The sequence below is a fragment of the Pseudotabrizicola sp. genome (assembly GCF_030656345.1).
Lineage (GTDB): Bacteria > Pseudomonadota > Alphaproteobacteria > Rhodobacterales > Rhodobacteraceae > Pseudotabrizicola.
Genome location: NZ_JAUSNR010000010.1, coordinates 61,384 through 78,796 on the forward strand (window position 1 = coordinate 61,384; position 17,413 = coordinate 78,796).

The window sequence follows — 17,413 nt, forward strand, 5'->3', positions numbered from 1 at the left end:
ATGCGCGCAGAGCGCCCCCGGCACCCCCAAGTGTAGCGCGGGGTTCACCCCGCCGCCCCGCAAGGGGACTGCACCCGCCTCAGCCGTCCATGCCACGCCAGTCGACCCATTCGCCATGAAACCCGGCGCGTCCCAGCGTCACCCGCAGATCCCCCGGCCAGAGCCGCAGCGTCACCGCCGCCCCCGGGCCTGCGCCATCCGCCTCCATCCCCAGCCAGCACAGCGGCGCGTCCGCACTGGCCCGCGCCCCGGCAGCAACCATTGCCGCCTCGATCCGCGTTTGCACCGCAGGCGGGAAATACTGCTGCGCAATGGTGTGGCAGACCAGATGCGCCTGCCCCGGATGCGCCATCTGCAACCGCCGCTCCAGCCAGTCTGCCGCGTCGCCCGCATCCACCACACCGCCCCCGGCCAGCCCCAGCGCCGCCTGCAGCCGCGCCAAACGCCCGGTCTGATCGGCCCAGACAAAGGCCAGCAGCCGCGCGCCATCCCGCTCCGGGTCCAGCGGGTTCAGGTCCACCCCGCGCCGGGCGGCAACGCTCACCGGCACCATGGGCGGGGTCCCCCCCCACCAGTCGGGCCGCAGGGTCACCGCGCTGCCCGCAGCGCCGATCACCCCGCCCGGAACCTCCAGCGCATAGCGGTCAAACCACAGGTTCAGCCCGGCGCTCGCCCCCAGTTCCGACACCAGCAAGGGCAGACCAAAGCGGGCCGTCACCTCGGCAGCCCCCGCCAGCAACACTGCCGACCGCCCGACCTCATTGGTCTGCGGCGCGGTGCGCACCCAGTCGCACAGGAACGCATCCTCGCGCTGCAAAGCCTCCGCCAGCTCTGCCGCCAATGTTGCGGCATCACAGACCGCTGGCGGATAGCACGCTGCCAGCCCCGGCACCCGCCCGGCCCGCACCAACCCGTGCAGCCCCCCGGCAATCCTCAACGGCACCGATGCCGCGCGCGGCCCCAGATCGCCCGGCCAGTCTGCCACCTTGCGCGCCAACGCCGTGTTGTACGGCCAGACCTGCAAAAGCGCCTGCAACAGCAAGGCGGTAAAGGGTGACCCCATGCTGGCACAGGCCTGCGCCTGCTCTTCCACCGCTGTGACAAACTGGTCCTGCATCCCGGCCCCCTGCGTTATGATGCTGATCAACTGTGCCGCGATCCGGCAAAAGGGTCAATACAATTGACCCTTCTCCACCGTACCGCGTCGCAGACACAGTGTCCTTTCCCTGATCCGCATCCTGATGTAGCACAGTCAGAACGCGCTCTCTCTGACCATCCACATTCTGCCCTTGCAACGGGTCCGCAAGACCGGATGCACCACGCTCAACCGTTAAAATGTGTTGGATCAGGTTTGCCAAACTCTTGATATAAAACACCTACACGAGCTGTAACACAGGGGGAACCCAGATCACCACGCGCCAACCCGACATGACCATCCTGATCCTCGCCGCCGGGGCCTCCAGCCGGATGCGCGGGGCTGACAAGCTGCTGGAGCCGGTGGCGGGCCAACCCCTGCTGCGCCACCTTTCCGCGCAGGCGCTCGCCACCGGCCTGCCCGTCACTGTCGCCCTGCCCCCCGACCGCCCCGCCCGCGACGCGGCCCTGCGCGGCCTGCCCGTTGCCTGCGTCACCGTGCCGGATGCGAGGCTTGGCATGGCCAGCAGCCTGCGCGCGGGTCTGGCCAGCCTGCCGCCCCAAGCGGCCGTGATGGTGCTGCTGGCCGACCTGCCCGAGATCACAACCGATGATCTGCTTTTGATGGCGAAGGCCCATGCCGCCACGCCGGACCATATCCTGCGCGCCACCGATGCCAGCGGCCAGCCCGGCCATCCGGTGATCTTTCCGCCGGATGTCAGGGCAGATCTGATGCAGCTGTCCGGCGATGATGGGGCCCGCGCCGTGCTGAAGCGTCATGCCAGCCTGCTGCGCCTGATCGCCCTGCCCGGCCAGCACGCCACCACCGACCTTGACACGCCCGAAGCCTGGGCGGCGTGGCGCTCAGGCCGCGAGTAGCACCCGCGCCTCATGCGCGCGCAGCGTGGCCCGCGCCGCCGGATAGGCCAGCGCCCCCTCGGCCAGTTCCGGGAACAGCGCCAGCATCTCGTCGCGCTGTGCCGGTTCCATCGACCGCAGAGTGGCAATCCCCGGCTGAAAGCTTTCGGTCCACGCGCCTTCGGCCTGCATAATCTCATGCTGGCTGCACATCACATGAATATAGCTGACCCTCCGCGCCATGACCCGCGCGATCCCCGGCAGACCCACCAGATTGAGCGCTGCCACCAGCACCTCACGCTCGCCGAACAACAGCTCGGCCCGCGCGCCCTCGATCAGCATGCGGTGCTGGGGCGAGACCAGCATGTCGCGCCGCGGCAGCCCGCCACCAAGCGCGCCCGCCGCAATCCGCACCGGGCGCAGCGCCGGGTTGGCCAGCAGATCGGCCAGCCCCAGATCGCGCCGACCGGCCCAGCAGATGTCCTGAAAGCCAGAGTCGCGGGTCAGGATCTGATCGCCCGGTTGCAGATCCTCCACCGGGCGCAACCCTTTGGGCGTGGTGATCAGCGTGCCGGGGGTAAAGCAGGGCACCACATTTTCGATGCCGGAAAAGAACAGCGTGCCCGAAACCGAGCCATCAGAGGTCAGAAACTCGACCCTGCCGTTTTCACGGTTGTCGGCATCATAGATGATATTGGTCGCAGCCTTGCCCCAGGCCTGCAGGTCAAGCGTGTCATAGTCATCGCCGCCCTCACCGCCAAAGATGGTGTCGCCGGGACCGCCAAAGAACAGATCGCGGCCATCGCCGCCATCCAGCAGATTGGCCCCGTCGCCACCATAAAGCGTATCATTCCCCGCGCCGCCATACAGCGTATCATTGCCCGCGCCGCCGAAGATCAGGTCATCATCGCCCTCGCCCCACAGCACATCATCGCCGTCGTCGCCATAAATCGTGTCATTGCCGCCCCCGGCCCAGACCGTATCATTGCCGTCGCCGCCATAGATCAGGTTGTCGCCCGGCAACTGGCTGCCCGCCACATCGTCGATGGTATCATCGCCTGCGCCGCCAAACACCGTGTCATTGCCTGCGCCGAAATAGATGGTGTCGTTGCCCGCGCCGCCATAGCTGACATCATCGCCCGCGCCGGCGTTCAGAAGATCGTTGCCATCGCCACCGAACAGGGAATCGTTGCCCGCGCCGCCAAACAGCTGGTCATCCCCGGCCCCGCCATAGAGCGTGTCATTGCCAATACCACCGATGATCGAGTCGGCCCCGTCACCGCCATACAGCAGATCATCATCGCCTGTGCCGATATAGCCGGAATCGAGCCGTTGCGCATAAAGGCCGGTATCTGCCGTGTCCACCGATGTGAGCGTGATCGAAGTGATCGGCCCGCTGGTCAGAAGCTGCGAATCGGCGTTGATCTCATACTCCGGCGCCAGAAACACCCGGCCATCGGTCAGCTGGATCACCACGGCGGTGATCTGGCCGGTGCTGCCATTCGCAAAGGTGACGGTGGCGTTGTAAACCTGCGTGGAATCGAGATAGGCCTGCACGCCGTCGATCAGGAAATGCTCGGCATTTCCCGCGTTGTTGTTGTCATTGTCGGCAAGGATGCCATCGCCGTTCAGATCCACCGCCGTCGCCCGCACAATTGCGCCGGACAAGGGGGCATTGGCGCTGCCAAAGGTGCGCAGCAGATCGGCGGCATTTTCGGAACTGCCGTTGCTTTCGGTCGGGTCGATATCGGCAAAGGTGCCAAGCGAGATCAGGTTATAAGTCAGCGACGGCGCGTTGGTGGCATAATGCGCGCCGTCATCGCTGCCGCCGATGATGGTGTCATTGCCCGCCCCACCGAACACCGTGTCATTGCCGGCCCCGGCGTTGATCAGGTCATTGCCTGCGCCGCCGTCGATCAGGTTGGCGTCGTTGCTGCCGGTCAGGGTGTCGTTGAACCCGGTGCCGACGATGTTTTCGATCGAGCTGAGGCTGTCGGTGCCCGATGAGCTGCCGGTGGCAACCCCGGTGTTCAGGTTGACGTTCACCGCCGCTGTCTCGGACGCATAGGTGACGGTATCGGTCCCGCCGCCACCGATCAGCGTGTCATTGCCCGCGCCCCCGTCCAGCAGGTCATCGCCCAGACCGCCGTCGAGCGAATCCGCATCCGCCCCGCCATACAGCGTGTCATTGCCCGCGCCGCCGAACAGCCGGTCCGCCCCGGCCTCGCCATACAGGATATCGTCGCCGTCCTGACCGTTCAGCGTGTCATTGCCGGTGCCGCCATAAAGATGATCGTTGCCGATGCCGCCTTCGAGCGAGTCCGCATCCGCCCCGCCATACAGCGTGTCATTGCCCGCGCCGCCGAACAGACGATCCGCCCCGTCCTCGCCATACAGGATGTCATCGCCGTCCTGACCGTTCAGCGTGTCATTGCCGGTGCCGCCGAACACCGTGTCATTGCCGCCCCCCGCATTGACCACATCATTGCCGCCATAGGCGTCAATCCTGTCGGCCTCATTGGTGCCGGTCAGGGTGTTGCTAAGCCCGTTGCCGGTGATGTTTGCCATTCGGGCGTGTCCACTGAATTTTACTTGAATTGTGGATACTTGCGGAACAGGGCGCGACTTTGGCAGAACGTGGCCAAAAGGTGGCTGAAGGCGGGTCTGTTGCGGGCGCGGCAATACCCCGGAACGCCCGCGCAAATAAACAAAGGGGCCCCTTGCGGAGCCCCTTTGCCGGCGAAACCTGGTGTGATCAGGTGCCGCGCTGCATAACTGGTATCAGCGCGCCAGCAGGCGGGCTTCGTGCTTTTTCAGCGTTTTGCGGGCGGCCTGATAGGCCTCTACCCCGGCGGTGGCTTTCAGTTCGGGGAACAGCTCCATCAGCTCATTGCGCTGTGAATTGCCAAGACCTTTGAGCGTGTAATCGCCCGGCTGGAAGCTTTCGGTCCAGGCCCCGTTCGACAGCACGACTTCGTGCTGGTCGAACATGAAGTGGAAATAGGTGGTGCCCACCGAGTCTACCTGCTGAATGCCCCGCCCGCCGATCAGATGCTTGGCCGCGACCAGCACTTCATGTTCATCAAAATACAGCGCAGTCCGGTCATTGGCGACCAGCACGCGGTGGTTGGGCGACAGCATCATGTCCCGCTCTGGCAGGCCGTTGCCAAGGCTGCCGGCCTTGATCATCACCGGGCGCAGATGCGGGTTGCCGGCAAAATCATGCCAGCCCATCTGCTTGGCCCCCATCCAGCGGATTTCCTGAATGCCGTTGTCGCGGGTGATGACCTTGTCACCAAGGCGCAGGTTCTCCACCGCCACCTCACCCTTCGGGGTCGCGATCAGGGTGCCGGGGGTAAAGCAGACGATGCTTTCGATATTGGTGAACTCTGACCGGCCCAGGACATTGCCGTCTTCGTCCAGATATTCGACATAGCCGTCCCACCCATTGCCGTCGCTGTCGACATTGGTGCGCACCACATTGCGCGGGCCGGTGCCGCGCAGATCCAGCGTGTCGAAATCATCGCCTTCGGACCCGCCAAAGACGGAATCGCCGATCCCGACGCCGGTAAAGGTATCACGGTCGGCCCCGCCAAAGGCCCGGTCGCCAAACCCGTCCGGCGCGCCGGTCACCGGATCACCAAGGTGGAACAGGTCATTGCCGCTTCCGCCGAACAGCGTGTCCGCGCCATCGCCCCCAATCAGGGTGTCATCGCCCTCACCGCCGAACAGCAGATCATTCCCGGTGCCGCCGTCCAGCAGGTCATTCCCGCTGCCGCCTTCAAGCGTGTCACGCCCGGCGCCACCCAGCAGCGCGTCATCCCCTTCTTCGCCCAGCAGGATGTCATCGCCATCCCCACCATCGAGCAGATCGTTGCCGGTGCCGCCATCCAGCAGATCATTCCCGATCCCGCCAAAGATGTTGTCATTGCCGGAACCACCATACAGCGTGTCATCGCCATGATCGCCGTACAGCGTGTCGTCACCGGCCCCGCCATAGACCAGATCATTGTCAACACCGCCATAGATCAGGTCATTGCCGGTCCCGCCAAAGAGCGTGTCGTCGTCATCCATGCCATAGATGGTGTCATTGCCCGCGCCGCCGCTGATATGGTCGGCGTTGTTCTGCGGGCGCAGATCGCCTGCATCATTGGGGATGTTGATGGCATCGGGGAAAGACAGATCCAGCCCGCCAAAGATCAGATCATCACCGTCGCCGCCGTCGATGACGTCATTGCCTTCGGACCCGATGATCGTATCGTTGCCCGCACCGCCGAAAACCGTGTCATCATCGACGCCGGCGTCGATGTAATCGTCACCTTCGCCGCCATAGATCAGGTCGGCATCGTCGCCCGAGAAAATCGTGTCATTGCCCGCACCACCATAAATGGTGTCGCGGTTGTTGAACGGGTCGGCATCGGCCGGGTACAGGCCGGGATAGTCGACATCTGGCATCGGCAACCCGCTGCGGGTGTCGATCAGATCGTCGCCGTCGCCGCCATAAATCTCATCACGGCCCCCGCCGCCGTAAATTGTGTCGTTGCCGTCTTCACCATAGACCACATCATCGCCGGGTCCGGCATAGATGCTGTCATTGCCGGTGCCGCCAAAGATCGTGTCATTGCCCAGACCGGCAAAAATCGTGTCATCCCCGTCGCCCGCGACGATCCGGTCGTCATTGGGTCCGTCCCCCGGGATGATCGCATCATTGCCGTCAACCACATCGCCATCGAACGGATCGACATAAGCCGCGTCGATCAGGTCATCGCCATCGGTGCCGCGCACGATGCCGTCGCGGTCCACGCCGACCGGCGGGTTGTCGACCGAATCCGAGATCGAGAAAAACGCGACCGATCCTGCGTAATGCTGGTCAAGGTTCTGCAAGGTGCCCGCAGGCGATGTTGACTGCCCGGCACCGATGATCCAGTTCTGATTTTCCGCGCCCATGTTCATGGTCAGGGTTTCGGGAACGGTGTCGTTGAATGTGTCGCCGGTGGTCAGGTTGCTCAGCTGCACAAAGCCGCCGGTGCCCGTGGCATCCCAGGAATAGGTCAGGTTGATCTCATCACCGGGGTTCTGGAAGCCGGGGGCGGTCTCATAAACGGTGGTGCCGGTCGCACTTTCATGGCTGATGCGCACGGTGCCATCCGGCAGGGACTGAACCCGGAACCCGCCGGGGGTTTCCCCGGCACTGTCGCGCGACAGAATGGTGCGCGGTTCGGTCAGCGGGGTGCCGTCATCAAGACTGAACTGAATTTCAAGTGTGCCGCGATCCATCTGGAACACCGGATCCACAAGGATCTTGACCATGTCATCGACCCCGTCGAGCACGGCACGGCCGTCGACCGATGCCGCCCCGCCATAATATCCGCCATATTGAATGCCGTTGTCGGTCGCGCTGTCTTCTGCGCTGTCGGACGGATCATTCAGATTATAAAGCGCGATAACCGGCATCGTAGAATTCCTTAAATCGACTGGGCACAACCTTGCCCCGACAGACCACTTTTTGCCGACTTTGAATAAAGCCGGCACACTGGCGTTCTGCCCCGGGACCATTGCCCCGCGCATCACGCCCCGCGACCTGACGTCCGACCAAGGGGAAGCGGCCCGTCACCGGCACGTGCCCGGACGGATCATTCCCTTACGGACAACGGACCGATGAACCCATCAGACCGAAACCCGTGTCAAAGCGAAGAGTGCCTGGCAGCACACTGTCACCGGACGACCGCCCCCACGGCCATTTGTCTTACCCAGCAAGACAGTCAAATGACTACCTTCCCTCGTGCCTAACGGAAAGTAAAAAAGGCAAAAATGCAGCCGGTTTGTCGTAGCGGTGCGTGTGCCTGCGTCACAAAAAACACGCTAAGCGTGCAAAGTGCAGCGATCCGGATGAACGCCCGCCGCACGTTTGTTTCCAGGAACGCAACGGCACAACGCGCCGGATTCAGGGATTTCTTGGGTTTTTACGGGTGTGGATGGGTTGAAAGGCGGCCCGGCGAGGGGTTCGCCGAGGCACAGGAAACAATGCGCCCCCGGGTCAGAGCGCGCCGGGCCTCACCGCAGTCGCGACATCATTTTGCCTGCATCAAGGCAGCGGGGTTTCTGAAAGTGAGACAATCGGGCAATTTGATGGCATTTGAAGCGAATCGTTCCGACCCGCCCGACCCTTTGCGGGAATCAGGCTCTGCCGGCTTTCGATCATACAAACAGGATGGTGCCCGAGGTCGGACTCGAACCGACAAGCCTTGCGGCGGCGGATTTTGAATCCGCTGCGTCTACCAATTCCACCACTCGGGCAACTTGTCAAACCGTTTAGCCGCCCCGTAGGGCGGCGTCAACAGGGTCAGATCACGCCGGTCATAGGTTACAGATCATCGTTACAGCTTATCGGTGGCAAAGGTATCGCAGGCGGCAATCTGGCCGGACTGCAGCCCGGTGATGAACCAGCGCGCGCGTTGCTCGGACGTGCCATGGGTAAAGGTGTGCGGCATCGGGCGCTGACCGGCGGCCTTTTGCAGCGTGTCATCGCCGATCTGGCGCGCGGCATTGACCGCATCCTCGATATCGCCCCGGCTGATCGAGCCGAAGTTCTGCGACGCGGTCCGCGCCCAGACCCCGGACAGGCAGTCGGCCTGCAACTCGATGCGCACGGAAATGGCGTTGCTGTCAGCCTGGCTGACCTGCTGGCGCAACTGGTTGGCCTGCCCCAGAATGCCCAGTTCATTCTGCACATGATGCGCAATTTCATGCGCCACCACATAGGCGGCGGCGAAATCGCCCTTCGCCCCCAGCCGTTCTTCCATCACGGTAAAGAAATCCGTGTCCAGATAGGCTTTCCTGTCGCCCGGGCAGTAGAACGGCCCGGTGGCCCCCGACGCGCCGCCACAGGGGCTTTGCGTCACGCCCTTGAACAGCACCAGCGTGGCAGGCCGGTATTCCCGCCCCAACTGTTCGCGGAACAGCTGCGCCCAGACCTCTTCGGTATCGGCAAGGGTGACCGACACAAACTCGCCCGCCGCAATGTCGGCCGCTGTCAGTTCCACCGGGCCCGAGTTTTGCGGCCCGGTTTGCTGCAACAAGGGTGTCACATCGATGCCAAGGAAATAGCCGACGAGAAGAACGGCGATCACCCCCACCCCGCCGATACCGCCCGCTTTTGCGCCAGAGCTGCTGCGACGGTCCTCGATATTGCGGCTGCCCCGCCGTCCACGCCATTCCATCGCCACCCACCCCTTGACTCGTTTTCTGCCGCCACAGTAGCGAGATGCGGGCGGGCCGGAAAGCGTCCTTGACCTTGGCGCATCATCATGGTGCAAGCACCGCAACAGCAGTGGGAAAACCAGATGATCCGCGCCTTGTATGACTGGACGATCCGGCTGGCAGAACACCCGCGCGCGCTTTGGGCACTGGCCTTTGTGGCCTTTATCGAAAGCTCGGTCTTTCCGATCCCGCCCGATATTCTGATGATCCCGATGATCCTTGCCGCCCCGCGCCGGGCGTTCCTGATTGCGGGCGTGGCCACTGTCTCTTCGGTGCTGGGCGGCATGTTCGGCTATTGGATCGGCGCGGTGCTGTATGAAAGCGTCGGGCTGCCGGTGCTGGAATTCTACGGCAAGACCGATAATTTTGAGGTGTTCAGTCAGACCTACAACGAATGGGGGGCCTGGGCGGTGCTGATCGCCGGGGTGACGCCGTTTCCGTACAAGGTGGTCACGATCCTGTCGGGCAGCACCGGGCTGGATCTGATGGTGTTCACCTTTGCATCGGTTCTGGCGCGGGGGTTGCGGTTCTTTGTGGTGGCGGCACTGCTGTGGAAATTCGGCGCACCGATCCGTGATTTCATTGAACGGCGGCTCGGCCTTATGTTCACGCTATTTTGCCTGCTGCTGGTGGGCGGCTTTGTCCTGCTGAAGGTGTTGTGATGCTGAAAACCCTGTCCTCCCGTGTGCTGGTCGCGGTTGCCGGTGCCGGATCTGCCGCTTTGCTGGCCGGGGCCTTTGCGTTTGAGCACATCGGCGGCATGGCCCCTTGCGTGCTGTGCCTGTGGCAGCGCTGGCCGCATGCGGCGGCGGTGGTGATCATGGCTTTGGCCCTGCTGTTCCCGCATCGCGGATTGATGGTGCTGGGCGCACTGGCGGCACTGACCACGGCGGCGATCGGCGGCTTTCACATGGGCGTCGAATACGGCTGGTGGCAGGGTTTGGCCACCTGCGGCGGCAGCGCCATCACCGGCATCAGCATAGATGATCTGCTGAACCCGGCCGCAAGCGTCGGCACGCCCGCGCGCTGCGATCAGGTGGCATGGTCGCTGGCCGGCATCTCGATGGCCGGGTGGAACATGGTGCTGTCGCTGGGCCTTGCGGGCCTGTGGCTGCTGGCAGCCCGCCGCGACTGAAGGCTCAGGACGGGAACGCAGGGCCGGTGTGGGTTTCGACCAGGGCACCGCCGCACAACCGGCCATGTTCCTGAATGGCAAAGCGGTCGGTCATCCCCGCCACGTAATCGGCCACCGTGCGCGCCAGTTCGGTCTGATCGCTGCAGGCCTGTACCGCATGTTCCCATTCCGCAGGCAGCAGGCCGGGGTCGGCCAGATACGCCGCGAACAGATCCTGCACCACCTGCGTGACCAAAGCCCGCACCTCCATCACCGAGGGCGCGCGGTACATGCGTTGAAACAGAAAGCTGCGGATCGCCTTCAGCTCCTGGTACAGCGGTTTGGAAAAGCGGATGATGGTGGTGCCCATCATGCGGATATCATCAACCGACTGCGGCTGCGCCGCCTCCAGCCGCCCTTGCGCCACCGCGATCACATCCTCAACCATGCGGCCAAACACCCGGCGCAACGCCTCGTGCCGGCGCCGCATCGGGTCCAGCCCCGGGTAGATCGCATCCACCTCGGCAAAGGCCGGGCCGGTGACGGGCAGCTCCATCAGATCGGCCTCATCAAACAGGCGCGAGCGCAAGCCGTCATGCAGGTCGTGGTGGGAATAGGCCACATCATCGGCAATTGCCGCGACCTGCGCCTCGGCACTCGCATGGGTGTGCAGGTGCAGATCCCACTGGGCATTCACCTCGGCCAAGGCATAGGGCAACGGTCCGGCGTGCTTTTCATCGGCATTCGGTCCGGTCACCGGGCCGTTGTGCTTGGCGATGCCTTCCAGCGATTCCCATGTCAGATTCAGCCCGTCGAAATCGGCGTAGTGCCGTTCCAGCCGGGTCACGATGCGCAGCGCCTGCGCGTTGTGGTCAAACCCGCCATAGGGCGCCATCAGCGCCCCCAGCGCATCCTCGCCGGTATGGCCAAACGGCGTGTGGCCAAGGTCATGCGCCAGTGCGATACATTCGGCCAGATCGGTGTTCAGCCCCAGCACGCCCGATATGGTGCGCGCCACCTGCGCCACCTCGATCGAATGGGTCAGGCGGGTGCGGTAATAGTCGCCCTCATGCTCGACAAACACCTGCGTCTTGTGTTTCAGCCGCCGGAAGGCCGAGGAATGAATGATCCGGTCCCGGTCGCGCTGATAGGGCGAGCGGAAGGACGACATGCGTTCTTCAAACAAACGGCCCTTGGAGGCATCGGGTTGGCAGGCAAAAGGCGCAAGCATGGAACTGCCCGTTCTTGTTGAAGTCTTCATCAACGCTTATATTGCACGCAGACCCCCAAGGATATGTGAAAAATCATGGACCTGACCCTTCCCCCCCGCGTCACGGACCGCGCCTTTGCCCGTCTGGCCGAAATTGCCGAGATGACGGGCGAGCATAAATCGCTGCGCGTCGCGGTCGAAGGCGGCGGCTGTTCCGGCTTTCAGTACGAAATCAAGCTTGATGATGCCGCCCCCGACGATCTGGTGCTGGAGAAAAACGGCCAACGGGTTCTGGTCGATGCCGTGTCCCTGCCGTTTTTGCAAAACGCGGTGATCGACTTCACGCAGGAACTGATTGGCGCGCGGTTTGTGATCGAAAACCCCAACGCCAGCAGCAGCTGCGGCTGCGGTGTGTCGTTCTCGATGTAACGCCCGGGCGGATGACTCTGTGGCACGCCTTGCCATAGCCGCTGCGTTGCCCGATAGCTGGGACCGCAACACCGAAAGGCTGGCCCCATGCGCATCGCGACATTCAACATCAACGGCATCAAGGCCCGGATCGAGGCGCTGCCGCGTTGGCTGCTTGCACAAACGCCCGATGTGGTCTGCCTGCAGGAAATCAAATCGGTCGATGAAGGCTTTCCGCGCGCGCTGTTCGAAGACATGGGCTACCGCGTGGAAACCCATGGGCAGAAAGGCTTCAACGGCGTCGCCATCCTGTCGCGCCTGCCGCTGGAAGATGTGACGCGCGGCCTGCCCGGCGATGACACCGATGAACAGTCCCGCTGGATTGAGGCCACGGTGTTGGCCCCCCGCCCGGTGCGGCTGTGCGGGCTGTACCTGCCCAATGGCAACCCGGCCCCGGGGCCGAAATACGATTACAAACTGGCATGGATGGCGCGGATGGAATCCCGCCTGCGCGCCCTGCTGGACCTGGAAGAGGCATTCGTCTGCGCCGGTGATTACAACGTCATCCCGCAGGCGATGGATGCCGCCCGGCCCGAGGCATGGGTCAATGACGCGCTCTATCTGCCGCAAACCCGCGAGGCGTTCCGCCGGATGCTGAACCTTGGCCTGACCGATGCCTTCCGCGCCCGCGAACAGGGTGCCGGGCATTACAGCTTCTGGGATTATCAGGCCAATTCGTGGGAGCGCAACAACGGCATCCGCATCGACCATCTGCTGCTGTCGCCCCAGGCGGCTGACAGGCTGACCGGCGCAGGGATAGACCGCGAGGTGCGGGCGGGCGAAAAGCCGTCAGATCACGTGCCGGTCTGGATCACGCTGGCGGAGTAACTTGGGGCGGACTGACTTGGGGCGGAGTGACCCCGGCCGCCTCGCGCGCGCGTCCCCGCGCCCGCAGCATCGACACGGTATAGATCACCAGCGCCGCCCAGATCATCGGGAAAGCGATCAGCCGGACCGTGCCGAACGGCTCGCCGAACACGAACACCGCGATCAGGAAAATCAGGGTGGGCGCGATATATTGCATCATGGCAATGGTCGACAGCCGCAGCTTTTTGGCCCCGTTGGCATAGATCATCAGCGGCACGGCGGTGACCACGCCGGTGCCGATCAACAGCAGATCATCACGCCCCACCCCCTGCCCAAGATGCCCGACCCCCTGCACCTGCGCCCAAAGCAGATAGCCAAGCGCAAGCGGGGCCAGCAGCATCACCTCCAGCGTGAAGCCCTGATTGGGGCCGATGGGCAGCGACTTTTTCAGATAGGCATAAAAACCCCAGGTCACCGTCAGCCCAAGCGCCACAACCGGCACCCGCCCGGCCTCAAAGGTCAGCAACAGCACCGCCGCCGCAGCAAGGCCAATCGCGGCCCATTGCGCGCGCGTCAGCCGTTCTTTCAACAGTACCCGGCCCAGCAGCACCGAAAACAACGGGTTGATGTAATAGCCAAGCGCCGCTTCCAGAGCGAAACCCGCACCAATGGCCCAGACATAAATCCCCCAGTTGACCGAGATCAGCGCCGCCGTCGCCGCCCCCATCATCAGCGTGCGCGGGGTCTGGAATGCCTGTCGCAGATCCTGCGTGCGGCCCAGCCAGAGGATCACCCCCAAGGCAATCGGCAGCGACCACAGCACCCGGTGCGCAATCACCTCAATCGGCGGGATATGCGCCACCATCTTCATATAGAGCGGCAAAAACCCCCACATCACATAGGCGGTCAGCGCATAGAAAAATCCGGCGCGGCTGTCTTCGTTCGGGGCAAGGGGTGCGTCAGTCATGATGCCCGCATAGCGGTTTGGCAGCGGGGCCACCAATGCCAATTTGTGACGGGAACAATCAGCGCGGCAGCTCGAACCCCGGACCTGCCAGCACAAACCCGGCAAAGTCAAAGCCCGGGCTGACGGTGCAGGACACCAGAGAATAATCACCCGTAGACCGCGCCGCCTGCCAGTCGCCCGCAGGCACCACGACCTGCGGCATCTGCCCCGCCAGCACTTCCGGCCCCAGCAGATGATCGACCGCTACCTCGCGCCCCACCGACAGCACCACCGGTGCCCCCGCATGCCAGAGCCAGATTTCATCGGCATCGACATGATGCCAGTGGCTGCGGTCCCCCGCTTTGAGCAAAAACAGGATCGCCGTGCCGCTGGCCCGCCCGTTCACAACCGGCCCCACCCATGTCTGGCGATACCAGCCGCCTTCGGGGTGCGGGGTCAGGCCCAGACGGGCAATGATCTGGTCAGCCACGTCCATGCCCTGCCCCCTTCATCTTGACAAAAATACTCCCGCCGGAGGCGTCCGGCCTCTGCCGCAAACGCCCCCGCCGGAAAGCCGTCTCAGCCCTTCAGAACCGACCGCCCGGCATATTCCGCCGTCTCGCCCAGCATTTCCTCAATCCGGATCAGCTGGTTGTATTTCGCCAGCCGGTCAGACCGCGACAGCGACCCGGTCTTGATCTGGCCGCAGTTGGTGGCGACCGACAGATCCGCGATGGTGCTGTCTTCGGTCTCGCCCGAGCGGTGGCTCATCACATTGGTATAGCGCGCGCGATGCGCCATATCGACCGCCTGCAGCGTTTCGGTCAGGGTTCCGATCTGGTTGACCTTGACCAGCATGGAGTTTGCCACCCCCTTCTCGATGCCTGTCGCCAGACGGCGCGGGTTGGTGACGAACAGATCATCCCCCACCAGCTGGATCTTGTCGCCGATGGTGTCGGTCAGCAGTTTCCAGCCTTCCCAGTCATCTTCGGAACAGCCGTCCTCGATGCTGATGATCGGGTAATCCTTGGCAAGCGCTGCAAGGAAATCGACGTTTTCAGAGATGGTTAGCGAGCGACCTTCACCCTTCATCTCATACTTGCCGCCTTTGAAGTATTCGGTGGCAGCGCAATCAAGGGCCAGATACATATCCACCCCCGGTTTGAACCCGGCTTTTTCGATGGATTTCAGAATGAAATCAAGCGCGTCACGGGCAGAGTTCAGGTTGGGTGCAAAGCCGCCCTCATCGCCGACATTGGTATTGTGGCCAGCCTGTTGCAGCTCTTTTTTCAGGGTGTGGAACACTTCAGACCCCATGCGGATGGCGTCGCGGATGTTGTCCGCGCCGACCGGCATGATCATGAATTCCTGAATATCAATCGGGTTATCAGCGTGTTCGCCGCCATTGATGATGTTCATCATCGGCACTGGCAACACGCGGGCAGAGGTGCCGCCGATGTAGCGGAACAGCGGCTGCGCGGTGAATTCTGCGGCGGCCTTGGCCACGGCCAGCGACACGCCCAGAATGGCATTGGCCCCCAGACGCGCTTTGTTCGGGGTGCCGTCCATCTCGATCATGGTGCGGTCGATGCCGACCTGTTCGGTCGCGTCATAGCCCACCAGTTCTTCGGCCAGCTCGCCGTTGACGGCGGCGACGGCTTCCAGCACGCCCTTGCCCATATAGCGGGACGTGTCGCCGTCGCGCCGCTCATTGGCCTCATGCGCGCCGGTCGAGGCACCCGAGGGCACGGCGGCGCGCCCCATGGCGCCGCTTTCCAGCGTCACGTCCACCTCAACAGTGGGGTTGCCGCGGCTGTCGAGGATTTCGCGGGCGTGAATGTCGATGATCGTGCTCATGGGGGCTCCGTATTGCGGAAGATGCTCTCGGCCCCGTCTTTACCTTGGACCGGCCTTTATGGAAAGGGCGCGCTTCAGCCTTGCCTCGCGCGCGAAGGTGTAAAGCCCCGATCCGATCACCAGTGCGGCGCCGGTCAGCATCCAGGCATCGGGGCGTTCGCCAAGGAAAATCATCGCCAGAATCATCGCAAACACCAGCCGGGCATAGCGGAACGGGGCCACGACTGAAACTTCGCCCAGACGCATCGCCGCCGTCACGGCATAATAGCCAAGCAGCCCGGTGATCAGCGCGCCGGTCAGGTCAAACCATTGCGACGGAGCAATCGCCTGCAGCGACTGCCCCTGCACCGCCATCAGGATCAGCCCCGCCGGCACCAGCGACAGATAGGCCCATGTGGTCAGCTGGAACGTGCCGATGCTGGCGTCCATCACCCGCGTCGACAAATCCCGCGCCGCCATAAAGGCCACGCAGGCCACCGTCAGCAGGCCCGCGATGCGAAAGCCGTCGGTTCCCGGTTGCAGGATGACCAGAACCCCCACAAACCCCACCGCAATCGCGCCGCAGCGCCGCCAGCCCACCTTTTCGCGCAAAAACAGCGCCGCCCCCATGGTCACCACCAGTGGCGAGGCTTGCAGCAGCGCCGAATTGACCGTCAGCGGGATCAGCGCAAGTGCTGTGATATACAGCATGGCCGCCAGCGCCTCGGACAGGCTGCGCAGCGCGGCCGCCCCGGTCAGGGCGCGGCGCGTCAGGATCGGCTGGCGCAGGCGGGCGGCGATCAGCCAGAACACCACAGCCCCCGCCGCCCCCATCATCGCAATCACCTGCCCCGGCGGCATCGTGGTGGCCGCCCGCACAAGGAACAGGTCTTCGAACGCAAAGGCCGCCATGCTGGCCACCATCAGCCCCGCGGCCCGCGGGTTATCGGCGCTGCTCATGTCTTTGGCGGTTTGTTGACCGGCACGCCCAGCAGTTCCAGCCGGTGCCCGATCAGGCGATATCCCAGCCGCGCGGCGATGCGTTCCTGCAATTCCTCGATCTCGGGGTCGACGAATTCGATCACCTCACCCGAGTTCACGTCGATCAGATGGTCATGGTGATCGCGTTCGGCGTCTTCATAGCGTGCCCGGCCATCGCCGAATTCCAGCTTTTCCAGCAGCCCCGCCTCTTCGAACAGTTTCACCGTCCGGTACACCGTGGCCAGCGAAATGCGCGGATCAAGCTTTGCGGCGCGGGCGTACAGCTCTTCGACATCGGGGTGATCTTCAGCCTCGCCGACGACTCGGGCAACGATGCGCCGCTGTTCGGTCATTCGGAGGCCCTTGGCCTCACAACGGGCGATGATGTCGGTCATGGGCTTGCTTTGCGGTGACTGTGTCTTCCCGCTTTAGCCGAGTGGCGCATCGCGCGCCACCCAAAAGCCGGTCTGAAGGGCACGGCCCGGAAACCGCGCAAACGCGTGCAGGGGAATCACTGCGCGACAGGCCTGGCGCGGGCACCCCCGGTGCTGCCCGTTCGCACCGGACCTTAGGTCACGGGCACAACCCTAAGGGTTTGAACGGGAATCCGTGCGGTCTTGTCCGCGCGGTGCGTGCCCCCTCCACATGGCCCGCGCGCCCTGTGCCTCAGCGGCGTTTCACGCGACCCCGCACACCCGAGCCGTCAAGCTATTTTTTGTGACGCAATTTTAAAAAAATGGTTGATCCAAGCCCGTCCTTACGACAGTTTGACAGCCGAACCTGACGGAACACTAAATAT

General features: G+C 63.6%; 15 protein-coding genes and 1 tRNA gene. 5 read left to right on the forward strand and 11 right to left on the reverse strand.

The window, feature by feature from the left end; all coding sequences use genetic code 11:
- Positions 1-79: 79 nt before the first annotated feature.
- Positions 80-1,117 carry a DUF2332 domain-containing protein gene (locus Q7J44_RS03970; protein ID WP_304877196.1) on the reverse strand — a complete coding sequence of 346 codons (1,038 nt, stop codon included), beginning with the start codon at positions 1,115-1,117 and terminating at the stop codon, positions 80-82.
- Positions 1,118-1,428: 311 nt separating this feature from the next.
- Here Q7J44_RS03970 and Q7J44_RS03975 point away from each other — a divergent pair, with 311 nt between their 5' ends.
- Complete coding sequence (locus Q7J44_RS03975) at positions 1,429-2,013, forward strand: nucleotidyltransferase family protein (protein WP_304877199.1); 585 nt, start codon at positions 1,429-1,431, stop codon at positions 2,011-2,013.
- Here the strand turns inward: Q7J44_RS03975 and Q7J44_RS03980 are convergent.
- The 4 genes from Q7J44_RS03980 to Q7J44_RS03995 form a co-directional block, all read right to left on the reverse strand.
- Positions 1,999-4,560: a Hint domain-containing protein gene (locus Q7J44_RS03980; RefSeq protein WP_304877202.1), complete on the reverse strand. Its 2,562-nt coding sequence runs from the start codon at positions 4,558-4,560 to the stop codon at positions 1,999-2,001. The genes Q7J44_RS03975 and Q7J44_RS03980 overlap by 15 nt on opposite strands.
- Before the next feature lie 213 nt (positions 4,561-4,773).
- Positions 4,774-7,446, reverse strand: a complete 2,673-nt coding sequence (locus tag Q7J44_RS03985; RefSeq protein WP_304877205.1) for a Hint domain-containing protein — start codon at positions 7,444-7,446, stop codon at positions 4,774-4,776.
- 758 nt (positions 7,447-8,204) lie between these two features.
- Positions 8,205-8,289: transfer RNA gene (locus Q7J44_RS03990), tRNA-Leu, on the reverse strand.
- An 80-nt stretch (positions 8,290-8,369) separates the two neighbouring features.
- Positions 8,370-9,212, reverse strand: a complete 843-nt coding sequence (locus Q7J44_RS03995; protein ID WP_304877207.1) for a neutral zinc metallopeptidase — start codon at positions 9,210-9,212, stop codon at positions 8,370-8,372.
- Between the two features lie 123 nt (positions 9,213-9,335).
- Here Q7J44_RS03995 and Q7J44_RS04000 point away from each other — a divergent pair, with 123 nt between their 5' ends.
- Both Q7J44_RS04000 and Q7J44_RS04005 read left to right on the forward strand, forming a co-directional pair.
- Entirely contained in the window at positions 9,336-9,914 is a 579-nt protein-coding gene (locus Q7J44_RS04000; protein ID WP_304877209.1) for a YqaA family protein, read from the forward strand.
- Positions 9,914-10,387, forward strand: coding sequence for a disulfide bond formation protein B (locus Q7J44_RS04005; protein WP_304877210.1), 474 nt, complete (start codon positions 9,914-9,916; stop codon positions 10,385-10,387). The genes Q7J44_RS04000 and Q7J44_RS04005 overlap by 1 nt, the downstream gene beginning before the upstream one ends.
- A gap of 4 nt (positions 10,388-10,391) precedes the next feature.
- Here Q7J44_RS04005 and Q7J44_RS04010 read toward each other — a convergent pair whose 3' ends face one another.
- Positions 10,392-11,597: a deoxyguanosinetriphosphate triphosphohydrolase gene (locus tag Q7J44_RS04010; RefSeq protein ID WP_304877212.1), complete on the reverse strand. Its 1,206-nt coding sequence runs from the start codon at positions 11,595-11,597 to the stop codon at positions 10,392-10,394.
- A gap of 75 nt (positions 11,598-11,672) precedes the next feature.
- On the opposite strand from Q7J44_RS04010, the gene Q7J44_RS04015 reads away from it, so the two are divergent.
- Positions 11,673-12,005, forward strand: coding sequence for an iron-sulfur cluster assembly accessory protein (locus Q7J44_RS04015; protein ID WP_304877214.1), 333 nt, complete (start codon positions 11,673-11,675; stop codon positions 12,003-12,005).
- An 87-nt stretch (positions 12,006-12,092) separates the two neighbouring features.
- Positions 12,093-12,872, forward strand: coding sequence for an exodeoxyribonuclease III (xth, locus tag Q7J44_RS04020; RefSeq protein ID WP_304877216.1), 780 nt, complete (start codon positions 12,093-12,095; stop codon positions 12,870-12,872).
- Here xth and rarD read toward each other — a convergent pair.
- From rarD to Q7J44_RS04045, 5 genes are all read right to left on the reverse strand, one after another.
- A complete protein-coding gene (gene rarD / locus Q7J44_RS04025) occupies positions 12,856-13,818 on the reverse strand; it encodes an EamA family transporter RarD (protein ID WP_304877218.1) in 963 nt (320 codons plus the stop codon). The genes xth and rarD overlap by 17 nt on opposite strands.
- A gap of 58 nt (positions 13,819-13,876) precedes the next feature.
- Entirely contained in the window at positions 13,877-14,293 is a 417-nt protein-coding gene (locus Q7J44_RS04030) for a cupin domain-containing protein (protein WP_304877220.1), read from the reverse strand.
- Positions 14,294-14,376: 83 nt separating this feature from the next.
- Complete coding sequence (gene eno / locus Q7J44_RS04035) at positions 14,377-15,654, reverse strand: phosphopyruvate hydratase (protein WP_304877222.1); 1,278 nt, start codon at positions 15,652-15,654, stop codon at positions 14,377-14,379.
- 39 nt (positions 15,655-15,693) lie between these two features.
- A complete protein-coding gene (locus tag Q7J44_RS04040) occupies positions 15,694-16,593 on the reverse strand; it encodes a DMT family transporter (protein WP_304877224.1) in 900 nt (299 codons plus the stop codon).
- Positions 16,590-17,009 (reverse strand): Fur family transcriptional regulator, encoded by a 420-nt coding sequence (locus tag Q7J44_RS04045; protein WP_304877227.1) that lies wholly within the window; start codon positions 17,007-17,009, stop codon positions 16,590-16,592. Before Q7J44_RS04045 ends, Q7J44_RS04040 begins: the two co-directional genes overlap by 4 nt.
- Positions 17,010-17,413 lie beyond the last annotated feature (404 nt).

What these genes read in the sequence shown, in the direction of transcription:
- Q7J44_RS04010 (WP_304877212.1), bottom strand. Translation starts at nt 11,597, where the DNA reads ATGCTTGCGCCTTTTGCCTGCCAACCCGATGCCTCCAAGGGCCGTTTG.
- Q7J44_RS04005 (WP_304877210.1), top strand. Translation starts at nt 9,914, where the DNA reads ATGCTGAAAACCCTGTCCTCCCGTGTGCTGGTCGCGGTTGCCGGTGCC.
- Q7J44_RS04040 (WP_304877224.1), bottom strand. Translation starts at nt 16,593, where the DNA reads ATGAGCAGCGCCGATAACCCGCGGGCCGCGGGGCTGATGGTGGCCAGC.
- rarD (WP_304877218.1), bottom strand. Translation starts at nt 13,818, where the DNA reads ATGACTGACGCACCCCTTGCCCCGAACGAAGACAGCCGCGCCGGATTT.
- Q7J44_RS04000 (WP_304877209.1), top strand. Translation starts at nt 9,336, where the DNA reads ATGATCCGCGCCTTGTATGACTGGACGATCCGGCTGGCAGAACACCCG.
- Q7J44_RS04015 (WP_304877214.1), top strand. Translation starts at nt 11,673, where the DNA reads ATGGACCTGACCCTTCCCCCCCGCGTCACGGACCGCGCCTTTGCCCGT.
- Q7J44_RS03975 (WP_304877199.1), top strand. Translation starts at nt 1,429, where the DNA reads ATGACCATCCTGATCCTCGCCGCCGGGGCCTCCAGCCGGATGCGCGGG.
- Q7J44_RS03995 (WP_304877207.1), bottom strand. Translation starts at nt 9,212, where the DNA reads ATGGAATGGCGTGGACGGCGGGGCAGCCGCAATATCGAGGACCGTCGC.
- Q7J44_RS03980 (WP_304877202.1), bottom strand. Translation starts at nt 4,560, where the DNA reads ATGGCAAACATCACCGGCAACGGGCTTAGCAACACCCTGACCGGCACC.
- Q7J44_RS03970 (WP_304877196.1), bottom strand. Translation starts at nt 1,117, where the DNA reads ATGCAGGACCAGTTTGTCACAGCGGTGGAAGAGCAGGCGCAGGCCTGT.
- Q7J44_RS04030 (WP_304877220.1), bottom strand. Translation starts at nt 14,293, where the DNA reads ATGGACGTGGCTGACCAGATCATTGCCCGTCTGGGCCTGACCCCGCAC.
- Q7J44_RS03985 (WP_304877205.1), bottom strand. Translation starts at nt 7,446, where the DNA reads ATGCCGGTTATCGCGCTTTATAATCTGAATGATCCGTCCGACAGCGCA.
- eno (WP_304877222.1), bottom strand. Translation starts at nt 15,654, where the DNA reads ATGAGCACGATCATCGACATTCACGCCCGCGAAATCCTCGACAGCCGC.
- xth (WP_304877216.1), top strand. Translation starts at nt 12,093, where the DNA reads ATGCGCATCGCGACATTCAACATCAACGGCATCAAGGCCCGGATCGAG.
- Q7J44_RS04045 (WP_304877227.1), bottom strand. Translation starts at nt 17,009, where the DNA reads ATGACCGACATCATCGCCCGTTGTGAGGCCAAGGGCCTCCGAATGACC.